At 65.7% G+C, this 23,038-nt stretch carries 22 protein-coding genes and 1 other RNA gene; 7 read left to right on the top strand and 16 right to left on the bottom strand.

The genetic code is table 11. The features are described from left to right. Positions 1-8 precede the first annotated feature (8 nt). Positions 9-482, top strand: a complete 474-nt coding sequence (locus tag PE058_RS19735) for a hypothetical protein (protein ID WP_271029224.1) — start codon at positions 9-11, stop codon at positions 480-482. A 6-nt stretch (positions 483-488) separates the two neighbouring features. Further along, positions 489-1,487: a hypothetical protein gene (locus PE058_RS19730; protein ID WP_271029223.1), complete on the top strand. Its 999-nt coding sequence runs from the start codon at positions 489-491 to the stop codon at positions 1,485-1,487. A 9-nt stretch (positions 1,488-1,496) separates the two neighbouring features. On the opposite strand, the gene PE058_RS19725 is transcribed toward PE058_RS19730, so the two are convergent. From PE058_RS19725 to mraZ, 6 genes are all read right to left on the bottom strand, one after another. Continuing rightward, the gene (locus PE058_RS19725) at positions 1,497-2,099 is read right to left on the bottom strand and encodes a helix-turn-helix transcriptional regulator (protein WP_271029222.1); all 603 of its coding nucleotides are present in this window, start codon (positions 2,097-2,099) and stop codon (positions 1,497-1,499) included. A 270-nt stretch (positions 2,100-2,369) separates the two neighbouring features. Next, on the bottom strand, positions 2,370-3,530 hold the full coding sequence (locus PE058_RS19720) for a GNAT family N-acetyltransferase (RefSeq protein WP_271029221.1): 1,161 nt from the start codon (positions 3,528-3,530) through the stop codon (positions 2,370-2,372). Between the two features lie 94 nt (positions 3,531-3,624). Beyond that, positions 3,625-5,322, bottom strand: a complete 1,698-nt coding sequence (locus PE058_RS19715; RefSeq protein WP_271029220.1) for a peptidoglycan D,D-transpeptidase FtsI family protein — start codon at positions 5,320-5,322, stop codon at positions 3,625-3,627. A gap of 27 nt (positions 5,323-5,349) precedes the next feature. After that, positions 5,350-5,640 carry a cell division protein FtsL gene (gene ftsL, locus PE058_RS19710; protein WP_271029219.1) on the bottom strand — a complete coding sequence of 97 codons (291 nt, stop codon included), beginning with the start codon at positions 5,638-5,640 and terminating at the stop codon, positions 5,350-5,352. Positions 5,641-5,690: 50 nt separating this feature from the next. Then, positions 5,691-6,683: a 16S rRNA (cytosine(1402)-N(4))-methyltransferase RsmH gene (rsmH, locus tag PE058_RS19705; protein ID WP_271029218.1), complete on the bottom strand. Its 993-nt coding sequence runs from the start codon at positions 6,681-6,683 to the stop codon at positions 5,691-5,693. Between the two features lie 164 nt (positions 6,684-6,847). Continuing rightward, a complete protein-coding gene (gene mraZ / locus PE058_RS19700; protein WP_020084924.1) occupies positions 6,848-7,339 on the bottom strand; it encodes a division/cell wall cluster transcriptional repressor MraZ in 492 nt (163 codons plus the stop codon). Between the two features lie 366 nt (positions 7,340-7,705). Between mraZ and PE058_RS19695 the strand changes: the two genes are divergently transcribed. Next, positions 7,706-8,656 (top strand): alpha/beta fold hydrolase, encoded by a 951-nt coding sequence (locus PE058_RS19695; protein ID WP_156827271.1) that lies wholly within the window; start codon positions 7,706-7,708, stop codon positions 8,654-8,656. A 92-nt stretch (positions 8,657-8,748) separates the two neighbouring features. Further along, positions 8,749-9,159, top strand: coding sequence for a dihydrofolate reductase (locus PE058_RS19690; RefSeq protein WP_020084926.1), 411 nt, complete (start codon positions 8,749-8,751; stop codon positions 9,157-9,159). A 114-nt stretch (positions 9,160-9,273) separates the two neighbouring features. Here PE058_RS19690 and PE058_RS19685 read toward each other — a convergent pair whose 3' ends face one another. The 7 genes from PE058_RS19685 to PE058_RS19655 form a co-directional block, all read right to left on the bottom strand. Further along, entirely contained in the window at positions 9,274-9,564 is a 291-nt protein-coding gene (locus PE058_RS19685) for a hypothetical protein (RefSeq protein WP_020084927.1), read from the bottom strand. Positions 9,565-9,760: 196 nt separating this feature from the next. Then, positions 9,761-10,030, bottom strand: coding sequence for a hypothetical protein (locus tag PE058_RS19680; RefSeq protein ID WP_020084928.1), 270 nt, complete (start codon positions 10,028-10,030; stop codon positions 9,761-9,763). 145 nt (positions 10,031-10,175) lie between these two features. Beyond that, an RNA gene (gene rnpB / locus PE058_RS19675) (RNase P RNA component class A) lies at positions 10,176-10,555 on the bottom strand. 79 nt (positions 10,556-10,634) lie between these two features. After that, positions 10,635-11,762, bottom strand: a complete 1,128-nt coding sequence (locus PE058_RS19670; protein ID WP_020084929.1) for an OpgC family protein — start codon at positions 11,760-11,762, stop codon at positions 10,635-10,637. A gap of 150 nt (positions 11,763-11,912) precedes the next feature. Beyond that, complete coding sequence (locus PE058_RS19665) at positions 11,913-13,289, bottom strand: glycerate kinase (protein ID WP_271029217.1); 1,377 nt, start codon at positions 13,287-13,289, stop codon at positions 11,913-11,915. 187 nt (positions 13,290-13,476) lie between these two features. After that, positions 13,477-14,268, bottom strand: coding sequence for an N-acetylmuramoyl-L-alanine amidase (locus tag PE058_RS19660; RefSeq protein WP_020084931.1), 792 nt, complete (start codon positions 14,266-14,268; stop codon positions 13,477-13,479). Further along, complete coding sequence (locus PE058_RS19655; RefSeq protein ID WP_020084932.1) at positions 14,265-14,993, bottom strand: TerB family tellurite resistance protein; 729 nt, start codon at positions 14,991-14,993, stop codon at positions 14,265-14,267. The genes PE058_RS19660 and PE058_RS19655 overlap by 4 nt, the downstream gene beginning before the upstream one ends. 127 nt (positions 14,994-15,120) lie before the next feature. On the opposite strand from PE058_RS19655, the gene PE058_RS19650 reads away from it, so the two are divergent. Next, positions 15,121-18,756, top strand: a complete 3,636-nt coding sequence (locus PE058_RS19650) for a hydantoinase B/oxoprolinase family protein (protein ID WP_271029216.1) — start codon at positions 15,121-15,123, stop codon at positions 18,754-18,756. A 17-nt stretch (positions 18,757-18,773) separates the two neighbouring features. Here the strand turns inward: PE058_RS19650 and PE058_RS19645 are convergent, their stop codons facing one another. After that, complete coding sequence (locus tag PE058_RS19645) at positions 18,774-19,073, bottom strand: hypothetical protein (protein ID WP_271029215.1); 300 nt, start codon at positions 19,071-19,073, stop codon at positions 18,774-18,776. A 286-nt stretch (positions 19,074-19,359) separates the two neighbouring features. Between PE058_RS19645 and PE058_RS19640 the strand changes: the two genes are divergently transcribed. Then, a complete protein-coding gene (locus PE058_RS19640) occupies positions 19,360-20,187 on the top strand; it encodes a pentapeptide repeat-containing protein (protein ID WP_271029214.1) in 828 nt (275 codons plus the stop codon). 9 nt (positions 20,188-20,196) lie between these two features. On the opposite strand, the gene PE058_RS19635 is transcribed toward PE058_RS19640, so the two are convergent. Beyond that, complete coding sequence (locus PE058_RS19635) at positions 20,197-21,021, bottom strand: sensor histidine kinase (RefSeq protein WP_026867864.1); 825 nt, start codon at positions 21,019-21,021, stop codon at positions 20,197-20,199. Positions 21,022-21,259: 238 nt separating this feature from the next. Further along, positions 21,260-21,697 carry a DUF2852 domain-containing protein gene (locus PE058_RS19630; RefSeq protein WP_271029213.1) on the bottom strand — a complete coding sequence of 146 codons (438 nt, stop codon included), beginning with the start codon at positions 21,695-21,697 and terminating at the stop codon, positions 21,260-21,262. Positions 21,698-21,994: 297 nt separating this feature from the next. Here PE058_RS19630 and PE058_RS19625 point away from each other — a divergent pair, with 297 nt between their 5' ends. Beyond that, positions 21,995-23,038 (top strand): tetratricopeptide repeat protein, encoded by a 1,044-nt coding sequence (locus PE058_RS19625; RefSeq protein ID WP_271029212.1) that lies wholly within the window; start codon positions 21,995-21,997, stop codon positions 23,036-23,038.

The raw sequence follows: 23,038 nt of genomic DNA, 5'->3' as shown, positions 1-23,038 counted from the left end.
AGGCTTCGATGAACTATACGATCCGCTTCGCGGGCGCCGTCCTGGTTTCCATGATGGCGGCGCTCGGCCCCGCGCATGCGACGGGTGATTTCCTGTGCGAGGCGAACGATGCTTCCGTGAAGTTCGAGGCGGGAAGCTCGTTCAGCCACGGGCTGGGCGAGGTCTTCACCAACTTCAAAGGCACGCTCAAGGTTCTCTTGAAAGATACTCCGAAGGACTTGGCCGACCTCGCCTTCGACAAGGACCACCTCGCCCATCACTGGTTTCACGGGGATAGCCTGAAGCTTCATCTCTATCGCGAGAGGCCGGGCTCGGGTTTGCACGGCTACGTGGAGCTTGTCGTTGAAACCACCCAGAGCCCTGACGACGAGACGGCGTTCGGCGGCTCCTACAAGCTCACCGTCTATCACATCCGCGACGAAGCCAGCTCCGAGGGCGAGACCCTGAGCGCCGAGGGCGAGATCTCCTGCTCCGTCGGGTAGCAACGCATGAAGTTCAAGCGGTTCGCGAAGAGCACGACCGGCGTATCCGCGAGAACGAGCGTTTCGACGCCGGATCTGCCCGCGCGCCCTCAATCCATCGGTGAATGGATCGGCGTCATCTTCGTCCTCGCCATGTTCGCGCTGACGGGCGCCGTGGGCTGCCTCACCATCCTCGCTGGAGTGCGTCAGCTCCTCTCGGGTGAAGCCAGCATTCCGAAAGCGTTGGTGCTGATCGCCGTCGGGCTGGTGTTTGCAGCGATCGGTCTCGGCTACTTCTATTTCCGCTACGTGAAGAAACCCCTCTGGGACGCTGAGCAGGCCCGGCTCGAAGCGCGCTATCCGGGCCAGCCCTGGATGCAGCGCAAGGATTGGGCCTCCCGCCGCGTCACGCACTCGAACCTTGGCGTCACGGCCCTGCTATGGGTCTGGAACATCGGCTGGTGGGGCGCCCTCGCGTTCATCGGCACAGTCAACCGCGACAAGATCCGCGTGGCTCTGGACGAGTCCTGGTGGACTTACTTTCTACTCGGCGCCTTTGTCTTCTGCGGCCTGATAGCGCTTCGCTTCGCGCTCGCCGCGACCTGGGCACACGTGCGCTACGGCAGAACCACCCTCCGCCTCGATACGCTCCCCGCCTACATCGGTGACAGGTTTCGCGGCACAGTCGAGGCCCGCCTTCGGGCCCGGCCTGTCGAGCCGCTCAGGGCCGCTTTGATCTGCGAACAGTTGAAGTGGATCAGGATCAGGACCGGCGGCAAGACCACCTCCCGCCTCGACGTGAGGGAGCTGGCCCGCGTTGAGCGCGAGATCCCCGCCTCTCTCGTGATGGTTTCGCGCACGGGCGCACGCATCCCGGTCGAGATCGATGTGCCGCCCGCGAGCCGGGAATACTCGCTCGACAGCGAGGGCAACGGGGTTCGCTGGACGCTGCATGTGGACGCGCCGGACAGTAAGCAGCCCTTCTCGTGCTCGTTCGAGATTCCAGTCTACGCACGCCGCGCTTGAGCAGGCAGCTCACCCGTCGAACAGCACATCGTCCATCGCAACCGGGCTATAGCCGCACTGGGCATCCGGCGGTGCCGGGAAACCGATGGCGTCGTTATAGATCGTCCCTTCATGGAAGAAGTAGGTGATGGTGGTGCGGAACAGGCCGATGCCGTCGTGCTCGGCCGTTTGCAGAACGCTGCGGGTGGTGGTCACGAGACTCTGGATCTCGCCGTTCGCGATCGCCCGTTGCAGCACGCCGTCGTCCAGGATCTCTTCGAGCACGCCCGTGGCGATCGGCGCCAAGTCACGGCCGATCCAGTCTGCCATGGAAGGGCGCTTGGCGAGCGCGGGTGCGGAGAGACGTTGCAGCGTGAGGCCCGGCGTTCGTGTCAGCGCACGCGGCGCTGGGCAGAGCGAGATCGAGGCGGAGAGGCTGCGCAACAGCGAGCTGGCGGGTGCCCAACCCAGGTCACGCAGGCGCTTCTGCTGCACCACGGACGGACTGTCCTCGCCGCGCTCCCACCGTGAGATGGTGCGCTGTGCCACACCCATCACGTCGGCCATGCGCGCCTGACTGAGGCCGTGGCGCAACCGATAGCGGCGAACGAATGTCTTCCAATCCCCATCCATGTCCGGAACCTGGATTAGACCCCCTTAGACGTTGAAGCCGTGCGACCGTTTTCTTACAGATCGATGACGGCTGCAATCGGGCGACACGAGCCCAGTAGCGGGCAAGCGTGGCTCGGCGGCGAGAGGCGTCTGGAACGGAGACGCCGCTTTCGAACCGTCCACGCTGGGGCTCCGCCCGATGGGTGCCGTAGCGTGATCGGGGTGGAACCATCGGCGGCGGAAGCTGCCGATGGTTCTGTTTTTGGGGCATGTCGAGAGTGCGAGGTTAGCTCACTCGATCGCGGCCAGCATCGCGCTCGCGCAGGCGGCTGCAGCCACCGCGGCGGCCGGCATCCCATAGCGGCTTCCAGCCGAGCGCACTTCCGGCGAGAGCCTGAGATAGATATCACGCGCGAGCGGACGCACGTGCCGGCGCAGGCCCGCCACGCCACGCCCGACAGAGGTGAGCGCGACCGCGTAGTCGTCGATGGCGATGCCGGTGTCCGTGCGCGCCCATTGGCGCTTGTAGTCATCGGCAGGAGCGAGAAGATCGTAGCGCTCGAAACCTTGCTCGAAGCACCAGGCGATGGTGCGCAGCATCTGCTCCTGGCCGGGGCTGGCCGAGCTGAAGCGCGGATCGAATGCGCCGAGATAGGCGACATAGGTGTTGCGGTCCGCGTAGCCCACCTCGATTGCGGCAAGCGACGAGCCCGCGCTGAGGGCCGACACGATGGCGGAGCCCGAGGCAACGGTGCTGCGCAGCAGGTTTTCCCACTGTCCTCCGTCGAACACCGGGCTCGAGACACCGCGCTCGTCGAGCCACGCGCGCTTCCAGCCGAGCGCCGTTTCGAAAGCGTCGAGCGCATCACCGCCTCGCAGCATCTCGAAGGAGACGGGCCCCGCCAGCGCTTCGAGCTTCTGCTTGCGCTGACGCCGGTTGCGCCGCGTGCTGCCGGAGAACGAGGCGTCATAGGCCGCGAACGTGCCATGGGCCTTGAGGTCGATGTAAAGCGCGTGCTCGGCGGCCCGTTGCGAGCGGCCATGGCGTTGAAGCGCAGCGTGGAGGCGGCTGTCGTGGCGCACCTTCCGCAGGAGCATCACGTCGATGCCTCTGCGGCTGACGGCTTTGCAGAGGCGCGCGAAGGCGTCCGGATCGATCGCCTCGCCGACAGCGTCGGTGTATTGCGCCAAGGGATGAAGCAGCGGCACGGCAAGACGCGCGCCGAGAAGACGCTCGCACCTGAGCGGCAGAAGCGAGACCGCCTCTCCGTTGCGGCGGAAGATTGCGACCAGCGGTTCGGAGCCCTCCGCCTCCACCATGCGGGCAGCGGCTTCTACGAGATCGAACCTGTCGAATGCGCCGAGCCCGCCAGCTTGAGCGCCCACGCTCCGCCAGAGCGCGCGAAGCCGCGCGATGGACCCGAAGCCGGATACGAGCTCGATATCGTCCATGACGTGAAAGGTGACCTGTTCAACACGGCGGGATGGGCGCCGGGGGGCGACAGCAACTATCCGGGTCAAGCGTTGGGATTGCGTTAAGTGTGGCTCAATTCGGGAGTTGCGCCACGTCCGCAGCCGGCTTGACGCCGAGCAGAGGCGCGATGCGCGCGATCACGCGTCCCGCGGTTGGAGCCGCATTGCGCCCGGCCAGCACCTCTCCGGCAGACTCGCTCGTTCCCTTGGGCTCAAACAGCAGCACCAGTACGAGGTACTTGGGATCGTCCATCGGAAACGCGGCTAGGAAGGAGGCGACGACGGCCTTCTCCATGTATCCCCCGCGTCCCGGCATCTCTGCCGTGCCGGTCTTGCCGCCCACGCGATAGCCGGGAACATCCGCGCGCCGCCCGGTTCCGATCGGCTCGCTCACGTTGCGCCGCAGCAGACCGCGCAGGCTGTTGCTCGTCTCGGCGCTCACCACGCGCGTGCTCGCTGGCGCATCGCTACGTCCGCGGAAGTACGTAGGCGTCACCCTCGTGCCGCCGTTGATGATGGCCGCCGTTGCCGCCGCGAACTGGATCGGCGCCACCGCCATACCGTGGCCATAGGCGACCGTGATCTGCTCGGCGCGCCCGAACTGGGGCGGCAACTGCGGGGCTGCGACGGGGCCGGCTTCCGTGCGCATCGGCGCCATCAGGCCGAGCTTTTCCAGAAACGCCTTTTGCCGCTCCGGCCCCTCGGCGAGCGCGAGCATTCCCGAGCCGACGTTCGAGGAGTGGAGGAACACCTCGGACACGGTGAGCGGGCGTCCCGAGGCGTGCAGATCCTTGATGGTGAAGCGGCCGGCGGTCAGCGGCTTGGTGACGTCCAGCACGGTATCGAGCTTGGCTTTGCCGCTGTCGAGCGCCATGGCGACTGTCAGGATCTTGAAGATCGAGCCCAGCTCGTACGTCCCGCCCTGGATCTTGTCGATGCGCGCCGGATCCAGCACCTCGGAGGGCTGAGAAGGATCGAGCCCTGGCAGCGAGGCGGAAGCCAGCATCTCTCCCGTGCGCACGTCCATCACGAGGCCGGCGGCGCCCTTGGACTCGTAGCGCACCATGGCAGCCTTGAGCTCGTCCTCGATGGCGTGCTGCACGCCGAGATCGAGCGAGAGCCTCACCGGCAGCCCCACGTTCGAGGGCGCGCCGTGTGTGGGCTCGACGCCCACCGTTTCGTCGATGGTGCGCTCGATGCCGCTCGCGCCGCGATTGTCGATGTTGACGGAGCCGAGCACGTGTCCCGCCAGCCGTTCGAGCGGATAGGCGCGCCTCAACTCGTCGCGAAACTCGAGGCCGGGAAGACCGAGATCGTGGATCTGCTGCGCAAGCTTCGGAGCGATGCCGCGGCGAAGCCAGATGAAACGCCGGTTCCGGTCTGAGAGCTGGCGGCGCAGCTCGCCCTGGTCCATGTCCGGCAGAACGGCGCCAAGCCGTTCGGTCACGTCGTCGAGGCTTTGCACCAACGAAGGATCGGCGAACAGGGAGGGCATTTCGATGTCGGTCGCAAGCAGCCGGCCGCCACGGTCGAGAATATCGGGCCGCGCGTAGCTTCGCGCCATCGGCTCGGTGATCGCCGCCACCATCTCGAAGCCGCCGCTGCCCGCAAGACGCGCCAATTGCGCCGCGACGCAGGCGAAGAGGGCTGCCATGCCGAGCATGACGAGGCGCGTTCTGAAGCGGCCGCGCGGCCCATAGTGGGCCTCCGCGCGTGCGGGCGCAGGCTCCGAAGAGCGTGCCCTTCTTCCGCCTTTGGCCGCGCCGCGCATTGTTTTGTCCGTCCCCCTAGATGAGCCTCAGCGGGCGATGGCACCCGTGCTGAGAGCGCCGTCAGGCACGCGGTCCGTCATCTGCTTGTCGGTAAGTGGCTCGAGCCCTTGTGCCCGCGCCAGCGGCTCGATGCGGCTCGGCCGTCCGAGATGCGCGCGCTCGGCTTTCAGCACGGCGATATCTGCACGTGCCTTGTCCGCAAGCCGCTCCTGCGCCGAGACGCGCGCCTCGAGCTGGCGTGTGTCGTAGGAGAGCCCGTAGAGCAGAAAGGCGCTGGAGATGGCGAGAAACGCTGCCGAAACTGTAAGCGGGTGCATCGGTTGAACCTCAACGACAATGGCGCGGCGTGCCTTGCGCACGCAGGGCCTTAGGCGAAGGGCGATCCCGGCGCAGTGCCGCTCCACGCGGGAGCCTCCGTCCGGAGCCCCACGCGCAACCGTGCCGAGCGCGCCCTCGGGTTTGCGTCCGTTTCCTCTTTGTTAGGTGTAAAACCGCGAGTGTTAACAATTCGGAAACTTGGTGCACTGGCCGGGCCGGATGGCGCTGGAAGATAGCGCGAGCCGCCCGGCGTCTTGCCGGAGCGCTCCTGCAGGAAGTGTTTGACGATCCGGTCCTCCAGCGAGTGGAAGGTCACGACCAGCAGCCGTCCGCCGGGAACGAGCAGGCGCTCCGCGGCTTCCAGCGCGCGCTCGAGCTCGCCCAGCTCGTCGTTGACGTGGATGCGCAGCGCCTGGAACGTCCGCGTCGCTGGATGCTTCTCGTCGCCGCGTGCGCGCCCCAGCACGCGCTCGACGATGCCGGCGAGCGCCTTCGTCGTCGTGATCGGCGCTTCTGTGCGCGCTTTTACGATGGCCCGTGCGATGGCGCGTGAGCGGCGCTCCTCGCCCAGGTTGAAGAGAATGTTGGCGAGGTCTTCCTCGTCCATGTGGTTGACCACGTCGGCCGCGGAAGGGCCATTCTGCGACATGCGCATGTCGAGGGGGCCGTCGCGCAGGAAGGAGAAGCCGCGCGCCGGATCGTCGAGCTGCATCGAGGAAACGCCGATGTCGAGCACGACGCCGTGAACCCGCTCGGCCCCGGCCGAAGCGGCGGCTTCTTCCATATTGCTGAAGGTCTCGGAAACGAGCGAGAGGCGTCCGCCGAATTCCGCGACGAGCGCCTGGCCGTTGGCGAAAGCCGTGGGATCGCGCTCGATTGCGATCACCCGGCAGGGAGCCGCCTCGAGGATGGCGCGGGTGTATCCGCCCGCTCCGAACGTGCCGTCGATGTAGGTTTCACCCGCCACCGGCTGCAACTGCTCCACGACGTCTGCGAGGAGCACCGGGATGTGAGGGGAACGATGTGGATGGGCCGCGGTCATGATCGGCGGCTTTATAGGACATTTTGCGGCCGGCACCACGCTTATCGCGGAAGTGCGAGCCGCAAAGAAACCGGCAGGGCTAGTTCAAACGAGATCCGAAAGGGGCACGGGAATATGCGCCCGCACATCCTGGAGCACCGGTATCGAGCCGGTGCGCCGGGGCGTCATTCCCGTGCCCCTTCGTCGCCACCGCTGCTGCGATGGCCGCTCCCCGCGCCGAACAGTTTTCTGTGCTCTTGAGCCTTTTCGCGGGCCCGAGCGCGCCGCTCCTCGAAGGCTTGAGGGGCCCACATCTGAAACTTGTCGCCAAGGCCGACAAATGTGACGAGATCCTGAAGACCGGCGTGGCGACGAAGGCTTTCAGGAAGGACGATACGCCCGTCCCCGTCGATCCCGAGGACCTGGACGTCGCCGTAGAGCGCGACAGAGAGCTCGTCTCGCTCGTCCGAATAGTCCGGCAGGCCCGAGAGAAGCCCGTCGATTTTTTTCGCAAGTCTTTCGCCGCCTGCATCAAGGGCAGGAGCATCGATCGAGGGGTAGCAATAGATTCCGCCTGCATATCCGTCGCGTTCGAGCACGCCGCGGAACGGAGCAGGAATTGAGACGCGTCCTTTGGCGTCGATCTTGTTGGTGAATGTCGAGACAAAGCGGTCCATCCCCTTCTCGAGCCTCGCTCTCCAACGCAACTAACGGAACGCTTTTGTCAGACTTTCACGCGCGGGGATTGAAATCCCCATGCCGGCCGCTCCGGGCTGGGCCGTGGCGGTCGCTCGGGCTTCGGCCCTCTCTCGAAGCTGGCGCCACTACCACGGGCCCGTGCCCGGTGCGGTCGGGCATATATGGGATGCCATGGTTCGGTATGGGCGTCAATGGATCGTTAAGGATTTAGGCGGGCACCATCCCTTGTTTCACGCCACAAATTCGAGCCAGACTTATCAATGCAGTGACTAGAAGAGGCCTCTATCGCCAGCCGCCCGGACGCACGATATGGACAAGGCGAGCCTCAACGGAGGGATGGACTGGTGAAGGTGCGGCGGTGGCGAGGGAGGAGGGCGGCGCTGGCCCTTGCGCTTGCGGCGGTGACGGCCGCGATGGGCGCCGTCGCGGCGGCAGCACCCGCCGAGGCGCCGCCCGGCCAGCGGATCACACTTGAGGTTCCTGGCCGTGAGGCGGTGTCGCTCTACTATGAGGAGCAGGGCGCCGGGCCGCCGCTCCTGCTCCTGCATGGTCTCGGAGAGTCGAGTTTCACCTGGCACGAGATCGCCCCCGCCCTTGCCGCCCGCTATCGCGTCATCGCGCTCGATCTCAAGGGCTTTGGCCGCTCGGGCAAGCCGCAGGACGGTGCCTACTCGGCCGACGATCAGGCAGCCCTCGTCGCGCGTTTCCTCATCGAGCGCGGTCTCGAAGGCGTAAGCGTCGTTGGCCATTCGTTCGGGGGCACGGTCGCCTTGCGAACGGCCATAGCCGAGGGCATCCGCGGCACCTCGCGCATCGCGCGGATTGTTGTGATCGGCGCACCCGCCCTTCCGCGCTCCACGCCGCGCTATTTCGACCTCGTTAAGGCCCCGCTTCTTCCGGACACGCTGGTTTCGGCCCTGTCTCCGGAAGCCATGGCGCGTCTCCTGCTCCGCGAGGCCATGGGCGGCGAGGAAGACGCGAGTGAGGAGATGGTGGAAGGCTACGCCGCGCCCTACCGCGACCCCGCCGCCATGACGGCTTTCCTCGCGACCGCCCGCGCGATCGTGACCGAGGAGGGTCCCAAGGAGATCGCAAAGCGCTATCGCGCGCTGAGCCAGCCCGTTCTCGTTGTCTGGTGCCGCAAGGATCCCATCGTGCCGCTGAGAGCCGGGCGCCGGGTGGCGGCCGCCATTCCGCGCGCCCGCCTCAAGATCCTCGAAAGCTGCCACCACCTGCCCCAGCACGAGCGTCCCAAGGAGCTGCTGAGGGCGCTCGACGGGTTCCTCGACAAATGAAAGCAATATCAGACGGCTTGAGCATCGCTCTCAGATGAACTAGGTGTCGCGAACACGCAGACGAAAAGAGGCGCGGGATACCGCGGATATGAATGAGCGACGTGCGCTGCATATGCGCCATCGGCCTGAGCGGTCAGTTGGGATTGAACGGCGAGCTGCCCTGGGAGGGCGATCCGCGCCCCGAGTTCAGGGCAGACGTGGAGCGCTTCTTCGAGATCACGCGCGGGCACGTTTTGATCGCCGGGCCGAAGACCATCGGCGCCGTGCCGGATTTTGCCCGTGCTCAGATGACCCTCCGCGTCGCGCGCTCGCATGAAAATCCTGAAGCCGTGCTCGCGGAATTTGCCGATCGCGTCGTCTTCATCGGCGGCGGACCCGCCCTTTGGGACGTCTACGCGCCCTTTATCATGCATTGGGACATCACGCGTCTCCCCTATGACGGCCCGGCGGACCGCTGGTTCGACCCGCGCTGGCTGCTGACGGGCAAAGGCAAGCCGCTCTAGGCGAGGCAAAAGACGCCAAGCCGGCGCCGGACACCTCGGGCGTCGCTTTCAACCACGAACGAAAACGCCGCCCCTCTTCGGGACGGCGTTTGTTGTTTGTCGCGGGCGCGGCGCTCAATCGTCGTCGTCGCACTCGATCTTTTCCTTATAGCGGCCGTGTCGCCACTTCCGCTCGATGGTGCAGTTCGGGCCGTAGAAGTCTTCCGGCTCCCCGGCGAAGTAGTAGCCGTAGGGGATGTAGACCTCGTAGGCCGGCGCGCGATAGGCGGGCGCTCCATAGTAAGCCCGATACTCTCCGCGCCAGTGACGGGACTCGTAGTAGTCGTCATCGTCCCAATCTCGGCCCGCGCTGGCTGGCAGGGCGGAGGCCGCGAGCAGAGTCAAAGCAGTCACGAGGCGTTTCATGATGACCTTGCTCCTCCGGATAATTGTTGATCGATCCATCAGAGAACTGGAAGCATAAACCTGTCAATTCGACCTGGGAACTATGGTGCACGCCACGCAAAAAGCCCGTCCGTTCCCGGGTCGCAAAAGGGGGAACGGACGGGCGTGATGCAGGTTCCGCCGATCCGGCGAGGATCAGCGCGGTCAAGGCGAGGGATCAGTCGCGGTCACGCGGGCCGCGGCACTTGATGGTCTCCTCGTAGTCGCCGTCCGTCCACCAGCGGCGCTCGATCTTGCAGGGACCGTCGCGGAACTTCTCCTTCACGTCGCGGCCCATCGGGCCATAGTGGGCGGCGATCCGCTCATAGATGCTCGAGGCCGAGCGAACCGGAGCCGGGCCCGGGTCCGCCGAGAAGCTGTCATCGCGAGCCAGGAGCGGCGTTGCGCCGAGTACGAGGGCAGCAGCCAGAGGCAGCATCGCTTTCATCACTTACATCCTTCTTCCTGTTGAACCCGACACCGGGTTAACGCCCGTCGCGGCCAAGAGTTGGGCCGCAGCGAGCAATTCATGAAATCGCGTGTTAGAACAACACTATGGCAATTCCATATCATACCGTGTCGAGGTGGGGGTATGTGCCAGCCGGCCTGTAAGCCGGGTTCTGTCGCGAACGGCCATTCATCTGGGACGCCCATTGCTGGGCGCCTCGAGCAACCAACCCGGGTGACGGGCTTGAAGACACGCCTCCGTGCCGGGTTTCCCCGCACGCGGCCACCCCTATTTGGTCTTGCTCCGGGTGGGGTTTGCCGTGCCGCTCCTGTTACCAGTCGCGCGGTGCGCTCTTACCGCACCGTTTCACCCTTACCACGCCGGGCCGAGGCCCGCCGGGCGGTTTGTTTTCTGTGGCACTGTCCCTGGGGTCGCCCCCGGCGGCCGTTAGCCGCCACCCTGTCTCCATGGAGCCCGGACTTTCCTCCACCGTCGTGAGACGGCAGCGGCCGTCCAGCCGGCTGACAGGGGCACATAAGGGCGCGATCGCGTCTCGCGTCAAGAGCGAGCTGCATCAGGCGCGCAAAGGGCGCACCGGCGAGCGTCAGACGGATTTGGCGCGCGTGGGGATGAGCGGCATGTTGCGCGGCACGTTGTCGAGCAGATACGCCGTGAGCGCCATCACCGCCGTGCCGGTCACGAAGATGGCGATTTGCGCGAGCCAGCTATGATCCGGCCCAGGCAAAGCGAGCCGTGCCGCGAGCGACAGCAACGTGCCGATCGAGAACACCGCGAGCGAGTTGCGCCCCATGCGGGTGAGAGCCTGGGCGGCGGGACGGGTGAGCCAGCGCGCGTCGCGCGGGACGTAGCGGATGATCAGATAGACCCACGCCAGCGTGTTGACGAAACGCCAGGGCGTCTGCCGGTCCACGAGGCCGCCGAACTGCGAGAACGAGCCCAGATAGCAGTGGCTCGAATCCGTGCCGAGATGGCGGCACGGAAAGACCAGCACAAACGAGACGGCAATGACGAGAATGCACAAAGCCGATAGCCAGCGCGATTTCCAGATGGAGCCGCCGCCGAGGCTGGCAAGCCCGATGCACAACCCCGTCGCAAACACGATCTGCCAAGACAAGGGATCGAAGTACCAGCCCTCGATCGAGCGCACGCTCGGGAAGTTGAGCCCGTAGACCGCCGCTACGAGCCACAACGCCGCCGACGCCGAAAGAGCGAGCCCCCAATGGCTGCGTGCCATGAAGAGCAGCGGCAGCGCGAAGGCGAGCAACACGAGATAGAGCGGCAGAATGTCGAAGTAGGGCGGTTGAAATTGAAGCACGAGCGACATCGCTGCCGCATGGGGCAACGAGTAGTCGACCCATGTCGCCGGAGACGCGACGAACAGATCGAGGGGTGCATTGCGATTGACGACGACGAGAAGCATGAGCGCGGCCAGCAGAACGAGAATGTGGGCCGCATAGATCGTCACGATGCGCCGCCCCACCATTCCCGTCACGGGGCCGATGCCGCGCGTGTCGAGGCGAGGCGCATAGGCGAGCGCAAATGAGATCCCCGCCAACAGCACGAAGATGTCGGCCGCACTCGTGAAGCCGAAATTCCTCAGCGTCAGGTGCGAGAACCGATTGTAGGGAATGTGATCGATATAGATGACAACGAGGGCCAGGCCGCGAAAGAGGTCTATACGGAGATCACGTTTGGAGGGGAGCGTTCCCATTTGAGACGGGCCTTAGCCATGCAATTTCAGGGTTCTTGCAAGGTTGATCGGCCCCAGCAACTTACAAGCGCCGCGCAGGTTAACGGGCACGGTTAACCGGCAAGCGCGTTGTGCGCGCTATCCGTGTCCGCTGGGCAGGCGTCCGTAGGATCAGGAGCTGAGCGTCGGCTGCAGCCGCTGGCGGCGGCGCTGGCTCAATTCCACGGCAGCGCGCGTGAGCCCCTGGGTTCGCTTCGCACGCAGGGCCTTTTTTACGGGCTTGTTTCGCTTGGCGACGGGATGGAGCGAGACGGGAGCCGCGCCGTTGAGCGACTTGGCGTCCACGGACGAGCCCGTCTGCGGAGCGGAGGGGGCGGACGACGCGGTCTCTGCGGAGGCCGAGGCCACGCGCTGGCCGATCTCGATCAGGCGCGCCACGCGCTCGGCCGCGTTCTGCAAGTACTCGCGCGACTTCTTCATCGCCACTTCGAGCGGCATGGGATTGGACGTCGCGGCTTCGAGCCCGTCGATGCCGTGCGCGAACACGCCGTTGGCATCATCCGAAAGGCCGCCGCCGATGGCGATGACGGGAACGCCGTGCCGGCGCGCGGAAGCGGCAACGCCTGCCGGTGTCTTGCCGAAGGCCGTCTGAAAATCGACGCGTCCTTCGCCGGTGAAGGCGAGCGAGGCGCCCTTCATGTGCTCGTCGAGCTTCGTCGCTGCGACCACCAGCTCCACGCCACGCTTCATCGTCGCGTTGGTGAAGGCGAGCAGGCCGGCGCCAAGTCCACCGCCCGCGCCTGCGCCCGGCTGACCGGCGATGTCGATGTTGAGATCACGTTTGATGATGGCGGCCAGGTGGCCGAGGTTGCGGTCGAGCCTCTGAACCATCTCGGGCGTCGCGCCCTTCTGTGGGCCGTAGACCGCAGACGCGCCCGTCTCGCCGGTGAGCGGGTTGGTGACGTCGCTCGCTACGTTGACCTTTACGCGCGACAGGCCGGGATTGATGCCGCTCACGTCGACGGACACGACCTCGTCCAGACGTCCGCCGCCGAGCGGCTCCGTGATGGCGGTGCCATCGGCGCCGATGAAGCGAACGCCGAGCGCCTGGGCGAAGCCCGCGCCGCAGTCGTTGGTGGCCGATCCGCCGAGGCCGATAATGATTTCGTCAACGCCGCGGTTGATCGCGTCCGCGACGAGCTCACCCGTTCCGAAGGTGCTGGCGCGCAGCGGATCGCGGTCGGCGCGCGGCACCAGCGGCAGGCCGGAGGCCTCCGCCATCTCGATCACGGCCGTGCGCCCGTCGCCGAGCAGGCCGTAGGAAGCCAGCACCTTCTGTCCCAAGGGACCGCTGACCGCGCATTTCACGATCCGCCCGCCCGTGGCATCGACCAGCGACTGCACCGTGCCCTCGCCGCCGTCCGCCATCGGCACCTTGACGTAGTCCGCATCCGGCCACACGCGGCGCAGGCCCGCTTCGAGCTCGGTCGCCACCTCGAGAGAGGTCAGGCTCTCCTTGAAGGAGTCTGGGGCGATCACGATCTTCATCTGGCGTTTCCCTCTTCTTCCCCGTCGCGCGGTCTGGCTCGTTTCTGCTTCGGCCGGACGTCATCCCACATTGCAACAATCTGTCAAAGCGAGGCCAGGGTCGTGGCCCGCGACAGATCAGCGTTCGACCTTATGAGAGAGGCACAGTCTAAGCCGTTTACGTCCCAATTTTAATTGTCAGCATTAATCAGGCAATCCGGCCGTCTTTGAGGCTCCGGGGCATGTCCAGCCGTGACAGCGTGTCCAGGGTGGAGCGGTCGAGCCGCCCGTCGGTGCGGGCCGGGCGGAAATGAAGCTGGAAGGAGCGCACGATCGTCTGCATGTCCGCGTCGAAAGAGCCTTTGAGATCAATTTTGTACCCGTAGTCGGCGAGAAGGCGCCGGGCGCGCTCCACGTCGGCGCTCCTGCAACCGGGCTGAAGCCCCGGGTCCCCCTCGTCGAGCGGAGCCGGTGCAACCCAGTTGCCCACGCCCTGCCGCGCAAGCCAGGCCCAGTCGAACTTCTCGCCGGGGTCTATCTTCCGGCCTGGCGCCACGTCCGAATGGGCGAGCACGTAATGAGGGGCGATGCCATGCCGCAGCACGATATCGTGTGAGAGGGCCGCCACCGCGCGCATCTGGATCGCCGGAAACTCGGGATAGCCCAGCATGTGCCCCGGATTCTGGATCTCGATGCCGATCGATGCCGAGTTGATGTCGGTTTCCCCGCCCCAGTAGGAGACGCCCGCGTGCCAGGCACGCAAGTCTTCGGCCACCATCTGGATGATGCGGCCGTTCTCGTCGATCACGTAGTGGCACGAGACCTTGCAGTCCGGGCGAGAGAGAACGTCGAGCGCGCGCTCCACCGTCGGCAGGCCCGTGTAGTGCAGGATCAGCATCGAGGGCGCGTATCCGGGTTTGCGCGGCTCGATGTTGGGGGAGGGGAACAACTCGCCGACCAGCGGCGTGTCCGGTCGGGTGATCAGGTCCACGACGCTCACGCACGTTCTCCTTGCGCGCGCTGGCCTGCCACGATGGCTTCGTACGCGGCGTTGATGGCGGCCAGCTTGACGGTCGCGGCCTTGATGAGCGCCGCCTGCGCGCCTCTCGCCGTCAGGCGATCCGGATGGAAACGCTGCACCAGCTCGAGATAGCGCGCGCGCACCGCGTGCCGCGAGGCGGTGGGCTCGAGCCCGAGCACATCGTAAGGGTTGTCCATGTCCCGTACGAACGGCGCACGCAGCTTCTTGAACTCGTCGCACGAGATGCCGAATGCCTCGCCGACCGTCCGCAGGAATGTTTCCTCGGCCGGATGCAGGATGCCGTCCGCGCACGCGATCATCAGAAGGCATTCGAGCACGTTGATCTTGAGATCCGGCTCGTCCTTGAGCATCCGTGCCACGTTCTCCGCGTAGATCTCGAAGCCGGCCGTATCCTGGCTCGCGAGATGGTAGAGGCTGCGGATGCGCGGTATCTCCTCGGGCGTGGGCTCGAAGAAGCGCTCGAACGTCTGGCACTCCACCTTCACCGCCACGCCGTCGGCCTTTGCCATCTTTGCGGCAAGCGCGATGATGGCGGCCGAGAAGGCTGCGGTCTGATGCACGGGCTTGGGTCGAATGAGGCGGCCAAGAGCGGGCCACCAGTGGCCGAGCAGATCGGCGAGGCGGCCGCGCAGGCCCTGGTCTCGCTCCTGCTCGATGAGATTGGATAGACTGTCGAGAGGCATCCGCAATCCATACCTGCTTCCGGGGCGATGATGAAGCACATGGAGCAAATTTCATGTTGGGCGGTTGACGGAACGGGCGCCCGCCGATAGCCACGCAGGATCACAAGGCTTTGCGGCGATTGGATCTATGGGACACGAGCGCGCGGCGTGGCAGTTCTGGGTCGACCGCGGCGGCACCTTCACCGATATCGTCGCGATAACGCCCGAAGGCCGTCTTTCGGCGCTGAAGCTGCTGTCGGAAGCTCCTGGCCTCTACAACGATGCCGCCATCGCCGGCATCCGCCGCTTTCTCGGACTTACACCGGGCGAGGCTATTCCCGCCGGCCGCATCGCATCCGTCCGGATTGGCACCACCGTTGCCACCAATGCGCTGCTCGAGCGCAAGGGCGAGCCCACCGTGCTGGTCATCACCGAGGGGCTTGAAGACCAGCTCGAAATAGGCACCCAGGCCCGCCCCGACATTTTCGCGCGCCGCATCGTCAAGCTGGAGAACCTGTACAGCCGGGTGATCGGCGCGGACGAGCGTGTGCGCGCGGACGGCACCGTCGAGAAGCCGCTCGATGCGGCAGCCCTCTCCGCCGCGCTCGCCTCGGCACGCCGCGACGGCTTCGCGAGCGTCGCCATCGTGTTCATGCACGCTTACGCCTACCCCGAGCACGAGCGGCTCGCGGCAGAGTGCGCGCGAAATGCGGGCTTCACGCAGATTTCGGTAAGCCATGAGGTGGCTCCCCTCATCAAGATCGTGCCACGCGGCGACACGACTGTAGCCGATGCCTATCTCTCGCCCGTTCTGCGCCGGTATGCGGACGGCGTGGCCGCGGCCTTCACGGGAGACCTGGAAGCGCGCCTGTTCTTCATGGCCTCGTCCGGCGGCCTCAAGGCGCGCGCTCACTTTCACGGCCGCGATGCCATCCTCTCCGGCCCGGCGGGGGGCGTTGTCGGAATGGCTAAGACCGCACAAGCCGCGGGCTTCCACCGCGTCATCGGCTTCGACATGGGCGGAACCTCGACCGACGTCTCTCACTTCGCGGGCAGCTACGAGCGCACGTTCGAAACGGAGGTTGCGGGCGTGCGCCTCCGCGTGCCGATGCTGCGCATCCACACCGTGGCCGCGGGCGGCGGCTCGATCCTCCGGTTCGACGGCGGGCGCCTCCAGGTTGGCCCCGAGAGCGCGGGTTCTCATCCAGGCCCCATGTGCTACCGGCGCGGCGGCCCTCTCACCGTCACCGATGCCAACGTGATGCTGGGCAAGCTCGACCCCGCCTTCATGCCGTCCGTATTCGGCGAAAGCGGCAGGGAGCCCATCGACACGCATGCCGTGCGCGCTGCCTTCGAGGCGCTTGCCGGGCAGATCGGCGACGGCCGCATGCCGGAACAGGTGGCCGATGGGTTAATTCGCATTGCCGTCGAGAACATGGCCAAGGCCGTGAAGAAAATCTCGGTCGAGCGCGGCTACGACGTGACGGGCTACGTGCTGAATGGCTTCGGATCGGCCGCTGGACAGCATGCGTGTCTGATGGCCGATACGCTTGGCATGCGCCAGGTTCTCATCCATCCGCTTTCTGGCCTGCTGTCGGCCTACGGCATCGGCCTCTCCTCGGTACGCGCGAGCCGAGAGCGCTCGCTCGAGGTCCCGCTCGATGAGAACGGTCTCGCCGCGGCTTCAGCGTTGTCGGATGCGATGTTGCAAGACGCCGCCGCCGAGCTCGCGGCCGAAGGCGCCGCGCCCGCGAGCCTTCACGCAATCACGTTGCTCCACCTGCGCTATGAAGCGACCGAGGTCGCGCTGCCCGTTCGTTTGGACGCACGGGCTCCATCGGGCGTAACGCCGCTGGACGATCTGCGGCGCGCATTCGAGGCTGCCCACGCGCAACGCTTCGGCTTCATCTCACCCGAGAAACGCATCGAGATCGGCTTCGTCGAGGTGGAGGCGGAAGGCGGATCCGATCGGGATGAAGCCAGCCTGCAAACAGCGCCGAAAGAACCGGCAACGGCTGTTTCGCGCACGCGCTACTTCTCGCGGGGGGCATGGCACGAAGCCGGCGTTTGGCGCCGGGAAGGCCTGAGCGACGGCCAGCGCGTCACCGGTCCTGCCATCATTATCGAGCCGAACCAGACCGTCGTCGTCGAGAACGGATGGGTGGCCGAGATGACGCCCCGGCGCGATCTCGTTCTCACCCGCGCCGCGGCGCGCAAGCGCGAGCACGTGGGGCTCGAAGCCGATCCGGTCCTGCTTGAGGTGTTCGGCAACCTGTTCATGGGTGTTGCGGAGGAGATGGGAGAGGCGCTCCGCGCCACCGCGCAATCGGTGAACATCAAGGAGCGGCTGGATTTCTCATGCGCCATCTTCGACCGCTGGGGGCAGCTCGTTGCCAACGCGCCCCATGTGCCGGTCCACCTCGGCAGCATGGAAAGCGCTGTCGAGACCGTGATCCGCGAAAAGGGCGGCCGGCTCGCCCCCGGCGACGTGTACATGCTGAACGCGCCCTATGCCGGCGGCACGCATCTGCCGGACATAACGGTCGTAACGCCGGTGTTCATAGAAGGCGCGTCCACGCCCGCGTTCTATGTCGCAAGCCGGGGCCATCACGCGGATATCGGCGGCACGGCCCCCGGCTCCATGAGCCCCAAAGCCACCACGATCGAGGAGGAGGGAGTCTACATAGACTGCGTGCCGTTGGTGCGCGACGATCGCTTCCTGGAGCAGGAGACGTTGAGCCTGCTCACCGGCGCGCGCTATCCCGCCCGCAATCCCGCTCAGAACATCGCCGATCTCAAGGCGCAGGTGGCGGCCAATGCGCGCGGCCGCGCAGAACTCGTCCGCCTCGTCGCAGAGTTCGGCGCCGATGTGGTGGCGAGCTACATGCGCCACGTGCAGGCCAACGCCGAGGAGGCCGTCCGCCGTCTCATCGGGCGCCTGAGCGATGGCCATTTTCGCGTGGAGACGGATGGTGGCTGGGCGATCGAGGTCACGGTCACCATCGATCGCGAGCGCCGAGCCGCGAAGGTCGATTTCACAGGCACCTCTCCTCAGCAGCCCACCAACGTCAACGCGCCGGAGCCGGTCGCGCGCGCAGCCGTGCTCTATGTGTTTCGCGTGCTGCTCGACGAGCCGATCCCGCTCAATGCCGGATGCCTGAGACCCATCGAGATCGTCGTTCCGGACGGCTCCATGCTGAAGCCGCGTTATCCCGCTGCCGTGGTGGCGGGCAACGTCGAGACAAGCCAGGTGATCACCAATGCGCTGTTCGCGGCGTTGGGCGTGCTCGGATCGGCCCAGGGCACCATGAACAACCTGACTTTCGGCAACGACAAGGTGCAGTACTACGAGACCATCTGCTCGGGCTCTCCCGCCGGCTTCGACCGCGACGGCCACGGCTTCGACGGCACGGCCGGTGTGCATGTCCATATGACAAACACCCGCCTCACCGATCCCGAGGTCCTGGAGAGCCGCTATCCGGTGCTGCTCGAACGTTTCTCCATCCGCCGTGGCTCCGGCGGCAAGGGGCGCTGGAAAAGCGGCGACGGCACGCGCCGGGTGATCCGCTTCCTCGAGCCCATGCGCCTGGCGATCCTCTCCGGCTTCCGCAGAGTGCGCCCGTTCGGCCTGGCCGATGGCGAGCCGGGGGAGGCCGGACGCAACACTCTCCGCCGCCGCGACGGGCGCGTGGAGGAACTGTCCGGCGCCGCAGCCGTCGACCTCGACGCCGGCGACGCTATCGTCATCGATACGCCGACCGGCGGTGGTGTCGGCAAGGCATAAGCCGGCGGGCCGCGAAACTATCCCGCCACCAGGGTCAGGATGTCGTTCGGCTCTTCGTTGGCAATGCTGAGGGGCTGGAGTGAGAGCAGCGACTTGATCTGCTGGGCTTGCTGCAATGCGGCCTCGAAGCTGAGATTGAGCTGCACCAGACTGGCGATGCCCGTGCCGCCTGCTTCTTCCGGATTGCGCCCGGCGATCTCGGGATTGCGTGGCGTAAGATCGAGATCGGCCTGCGCGGGCGGAGCCGGACGCTGAGACGGAAGACCATTGCGCAGCGTGGACGCTGCCGCTGAGCTCCCTATGGGTAAGTTGATCATCCGTTCTCCAATGGATCGCGTCTGTTGAGAGGCCGGCAGCCAGATATTCGGCAAGACACGTTGCCACGCGGCAGATCGTGCCGTGCAGGAATTAATCGGAAGCTTGCGCGATCGTTAGAGTTTTATCGTTCTGCCGCTTTTTTTGATTTGGAGCGCCGCGGCGGAGCCTGATCCGCGCTTGGCACGCCGCCGTAACCCAAAGGAGACTTGCGGTCTGGGTCAGCGTTGGGAATCATTTACCAATGACGTGCCGCGGCTGGCGGGTTGCGGCGGAGAACTCGGGATCATGGCGGCTGTTGTCCGTTACTCGCAGGGTTTGGTGTTCGCCTTGGCGCTTGCCACGGCCGCGTCGGCGGCTGACGAGAACGTGTCGCCCCATGCGGACTTTACGGCGCGTGAGATCACCCAGCAGCTTTTCAAGGCCAAGCCGGGAGAGCGCGTCGACTACGCCGGCCGCGACCTCACCTACCTCGATCTCTCCGGCCTCGACTTCAAGCAGGCGCGGCTCTCGCGCTCCGATCTCTATGGAGTGGATTTCACGGGGTCCGATCTCAAGGGCGCGGACATGTCCTACGCAAGGCTCGATCGCGCGGTTCTCATTCGCGCCGACATGTCGGGCGCCAATCTGCGCGGCTCCACCATCTTCCGCCCCACCGTCTATTCCGACATGCAGAACAGCCCGGCGGACGCGCCGCGTTTCGCGGGCGCAAACCTCTCCGGCGTCCGCGTGCAGGCCGATCTATCGGGCGCGGATTTTCGCGGCGCGGATCTCACCTATGCCGACCTGAGCCCGCTCGAGGATCGCCCCGGCCAGGGCACCCTCGTCACGCTCGCACGCAATGTCCTCAAGTCCTGTGATTTCTCCGGCGCCACCTTGCGGCACGCTAACCTGACGCGCTCGGTGCTGATGTTCTCGAGCCTCGTCGGCGCGGACCTGACGGGCGCTCTGCTGGTGGAGGCGGATCTCTCGAAGGTGGATTTTTCGGGCGCCAATCTCTCGGGTGCCGACGTGACGGGCGCGGATTTCGATAGCGCCAACCTTGCGGGCGTCAAAGGGCTCGACACCGTGAAAGGTCTCGACCGCGCGATCAATCTGGACAAGGCATTCCGCTGAGCGCGGCGGTTAGGACGCGGCCTTGAGCGCAGTCTCGTTGGCCTGGGTGAGCGGGAGCTTCAGCGTGAAGCGCGCGCCTCCGTCTGGAGAGGCCGATATGGTGATGTCGCCGCCTTGCGCGCGTACCATCTGGCGCGCAGCGACAAGCTCCGCAGAGCGGCTGGCTCTCTGCGATGGCGGCGTCTCGATATAGTAGCGCGCTTCGAACACGCTCTCCCGGCAGGCGCGCGGAATACCCGGGCCGTTATCGTCGACCACGACCACGAGCGCTGTCGTGCCGTGATCCAGCCTCACCGTCGTGCGTGATCCGCTCATCAGGGCCTGTGTGACGAGAATGTCGATGGCACGCTGCAACGCCCTCGCATCGGCGAGCGCGAAGGCAGGGCCGCAGCCTTTTGCGGCTTGAAGCGTCAGGCGGCTGTCCTTGTGTTGAGCGACAGTCTCCGAAACCAGCGCCCAGACATCCACCGTATCGAGACGTTCGAGGCTCGGCAGGTCACGCGCGAGCAGCACGGCATCGCCCAGCATGCGGACCATATCGCCGATGTCGGCAAGCTCTTCGGCGGAAGGGCGGTTCTCGTCCTCGTCCGCCACCAGCCTCATCGGACGTCGCGAGGCAAACGGGCTGATCTTCTGGCCGCGAGGCCAAGACCAAAAGACGAGAAGGCAGAGAGCGCTCGCGGCAAGTGCGACGCTCAACGTCCAAAGGCCGGCCGTTGCCGTGGCGGGGGAGGAAATGATTGGGGGGAAACCGCCGATGGTCGCGGCCAGCGCGACAAACGAGGTCCCCACACACGCAGCGATGCAGCCAGCGATCCCGCGGCGCTCAAGCATCGAACAATCTCCAGACTGGCAGCACGCCGGTCGAGGTTCAATACTTAGTCCCAGCATGATGATAAAGCGTTACACTCGATACGATATTTGCTGTGTTTCGAATGACTTGTTGCTTTATCTCCGGTTAAGCCGTGTGCCAGGTCCCGCATTGGGTCCGATATGGAAAAGGCCGGCCCCGAGGGAGCCGGCCTTTCGGTGTGCGTGGAGCGCGTGCAGCCGCGCTCGATCTGCGCTGCGGTCAGACCTGAGGCGAAGGAGCCTCGCCGCCCGCCCCCGGGGGAGGCGTAGAACGGGTCTTCCGCTCGGCCATGAACTGATCGAACTCCGAGCGATCCTTGGCGAGGCGAAGCCGCTCGAGAAAGTCGCGGAACTCGCGCTGCTCGTCCTCCAGGCGCTTCAGGGTCTGCTCCCGGTATTCGTCAAAAGCGCGGTTGCCCGACGGAGAGAAGCCTCCGCGGAACCCATCGCCGCGCCTGTCCCACTTCTCCGCAAAGCGCTGCTGCCAGCGGTCACGGTCCCAAGCTCTGCAACCCCATCCTCGTCCCATGCGTCCACTCCAGAGTAGGAAAGCCAGGACCGCAAGTCCCAGCGGCCAAAAGACAATAAAACTCAGGACCATGAGCGCGAGCCACGCCGGCCGGCCCAGGTCGTCGAGCTTCAGAACCATGTCGTGCATTGCACTCGGACCTCATGTGAATGTTTATCACATTAACATATGTGGGGGAGAACGCCGTCGCCGTCAAGAGGCGAAGCATGAGCGATCGCACACCGCGGTGGCGCCGCTCGTGTCTCGCACATGCATGTGGTCCTGCGCGTGAGCCGCGCCAAGTGTGGCTGGGCCTGAAATCGTGCGCGATGTTCCGATGGGAACAGCAATCCCTATTCGCCGCCGTCACAGTCGCCGCTTCGACCGGAGATGTCTCAACCCGGGGGTGGCGGGCTCGGCTCGATCCCTCGTGAAAGGGAGAAGACCATGCTGCGATCGTTTCATCTTCAGCATCTGACGGGCGCGGTGGGTATGATGCTGGTCTTCGGCGCGCTCGCATCGCCAAGCCTCGCCGGCATGACGCAGGACCTCGCCGATTGCACGGCCTCCGACCGCAAGACCAGCGCGGACGCTTGCACGCGGGTCATGAACAGCGGACGCCTTCCGCGCGAGCAGGTCTATATAGGCCACTACAATCGCGGCTGGTCGTACTTCAACGCAGGCGACTATGACCGAGCGCTGGCGGACTTCGACAAGTCGATCGCCAGCAAGCCCGATTATGCCGACACCTACTACAGCCGTGCCGTAGCTCAGCATGAGCGGGGCGATCGCGAGCGATCTCTCGCCGATCTTGACGAGTATCTGCGCCGCAAGGGCGAGGTGGCCGAAGCCTACATCAACCGCGCACGCCTGTTCCGTCGCCGCGGCGAGTTTCAAGCCGCGTTTTCCGAGCTCCAGCGGGCCGGCGCTCTCGATCCGGGCGATCGCAAGGTCGAGATGCTGCGCGCGCTCGTTCTTTCGGATCTGGGCGAGCAAGGCCCGGCGCGCGCGGAAGCCGAGAAAGCCGTCTCGGGGCTGCCCAAGGAGGCCGGCGCTTACTACGCGCGCGCTCTCGTGGCGTTCCGCGACAACGCGATTGCCGCTGCCTCCGCCGATGTCGAGCAGGCTCTGTCCCTCAAGGACACCTTTCCCGCGGCCCACACCCTGAAGGGTCGCATCAAGGAGCAGCAAGGCGAAAAGGATGCTGCCGTCGCGAGCTTCAGGCGTGCCCTGGAGCTTCCCTCGAAATCGCTCGATGCGCGCTCCGCGCAGGACGAGGCTCGCCAGCGCTTGGCCGTGTTGACCGGCTCGTCGCAGCCTCCGCCAAACGAGACGCCGCACAAGATAGCCGCATCGAGCCCGCCTCCCCCGCGGAGGCGAAAAAATCCGACTGCCGCCGCTTCATCGCCTCGACGAGATCGACGGTCGCGATCGATTGCCCGAAATAGACTGAGGGATTACCGGCTCGCGGGAGACGGCAAGAGCGCGTGA

Origin of the sequence: Hyphomicrobium sp. DMF-1, assembly GCF_027886585.1 — a bacterium.
In the GTDB taxonomy this organism is placed as follows: Bacteria; Pseudomonadota; Alphaproteobacteria; order Rhizobiales; family Hyphomicrobiaceae; genus Hyphomicrobium_C; species Hyphomicrobium_C zavarzinii.
This window is presented reverse-complemented; position numbering and strand designations above follow the sequence as displayed.

What these genes read in the sequence shown, in the direction of transcription:
- PE058_RS19735 (WP_271029224.1), top strand. Translation starts at nt 9, where the DNA reads ATGAACTATACGATCCGCTTCGCGGGCGCCGTCCTGGTTTCCATGATG.
- PE058_RS19730 (WP_271029223.1), top strand. Translation starts at nt 489, where the DNA reads ATGAAGTTCAAGCGGTTCGCGAAGAGCACGACCGGCGTATCCGCGAGA.
- PE058_RS19725 (WP_271029222.1), bottom strand. Translation starts at nt 2,099, where the DNA reads ATGGATGGGGATTGGAAGACATTCGTTCGCCGCTATCGGTTGCGCCAC.
- PE058_RS19720 (WP_271029221.1), bottom strand. Translation starts at nt 3,530, where the DNA reads ATGGACGATATCGAGCTCGTATCCGGCTTCGGGTCCATCGCGCGGCTT.
- PE058_RS19715 (WP_271029220.1), bottom strand. Translation starts at nt 5,322, where the DNA reads ATGCGCGGCGCGGCCAAAGGCGGAAGAAGGGCACGCTCTTCGGAGCCT.
- ftsL (WP_271029219.1), bottom strand. Translation starts at nt 5,640, where the DNA reads ATGCACCCGCTTACAGTTTCGGCAGCGTTTCTCGCCATCTCCAGCGCC.
- rsmH (WP_271029218.1), bottom strand. Translation starts at nt 6,683, where the DNA reads ATGACCGCGGCCCATCCACATCGTTCCCCTCACATCCCGGTGCTCCTC.
- mraZ (WP_020084924.1), bottom strand. Translation starts at nt 7,339, where the DNA reads ATGGACCGCTTTGTCTCGACATTCACCAACAAGATCGACGCCAAAGGA.
- PE058_RS19690 (WP_020084926.1), top strand. Translation starts at nt 8,749, where the DNA reads ATGAGCGACGTGCGCTGCATATGCGCCATCGGCCTGAGCGGTCAGTTG.
- PE058_RS19685 (WP_020084927.1), bottom strand. Translation starts at nt 9,564, where the DNA reads ATGAAACGCCTCGTGACTGCTTTGACTCTGCTCGCGGCCTCCGCCCTG.
- PE058_RS19680 (WP_020084928.1), bottom strand. Translation starts at nt 10,030, where the DNA reads ATGAAAGCGATGCTGCCTCTGGCTGCTGCCCTCGTACTCGGCGCAACG.
- PE058_RS19670 (WP_020084929.1), bottom strand. Translation starts at nt 11,762, where the DNA reads ATGGGAACGCTCCCCTCCAAACGTGATCTCCGTATAGACCTCTTTCGC.
- PE058_RS19665 (WP_271029217.1), bottom strand. Translation starts at nt 13,289, where the DNA reads ATGAAGATCGTGATCGCCCCAGACTCCTTCAAGGAGAGCCTGACCTCT.
- PE058_RS19655 (WP_020084932.1), bottom strand. Translation starts at nt 14,993, where the DNA reads ATGCCTCTCGACAGTCTATCCAATCTCATCGAGCAGGAGCGAGACCAG.
- PE058_RS19650 (WP_271029216.1), top strand. Translation starts at nt 15,121, where the DNA reads ATGGGACACGAGCGCGCGGCGTGGCAGTTCTGGGTCGACCGCGGCGGC.
- PE058_RS19645 (WP_271029215.1), bottom strand. Translation starts at nt 19,073, where the DNA reads ATGATCAACTTACCCATAGGGAGCTCAGCGGCAGCGTCCACGCTGCGC.
- PE058_RS19640 (WP_271029214.1), top strand. Translation starts at nt 19,360, where the DNA reads ATGGCGGCTGTTGTCCGTTACTCGCAGGGTTTGGTGTTCGCCTTGGCG.
- PE058_RS19635 (WP_026867864.1), bottom strand. Translation starts at nt 21,021, where the DNA reads ATGCTTGAGCGCCGCGGGATCGCTGGCTGCATCGCTGCGTGTGTGGGG.
- PE058_RS19630 (WP_271029213.1), bottom strand. Translation starts at nt 21,697, where the DNA reads ATGCACGACATGGTTCTGAAGCTCGACGACCTGGGCCGGCCGGCGTGG.
- PE058_RS19625 (WP_271029212.1), top strand. Translation starts at nt 21,995, where the DNA reads ATGCTGCGATCGTTTCATCTTCAGCATCTGACGGGCGCGGTGGGTATG.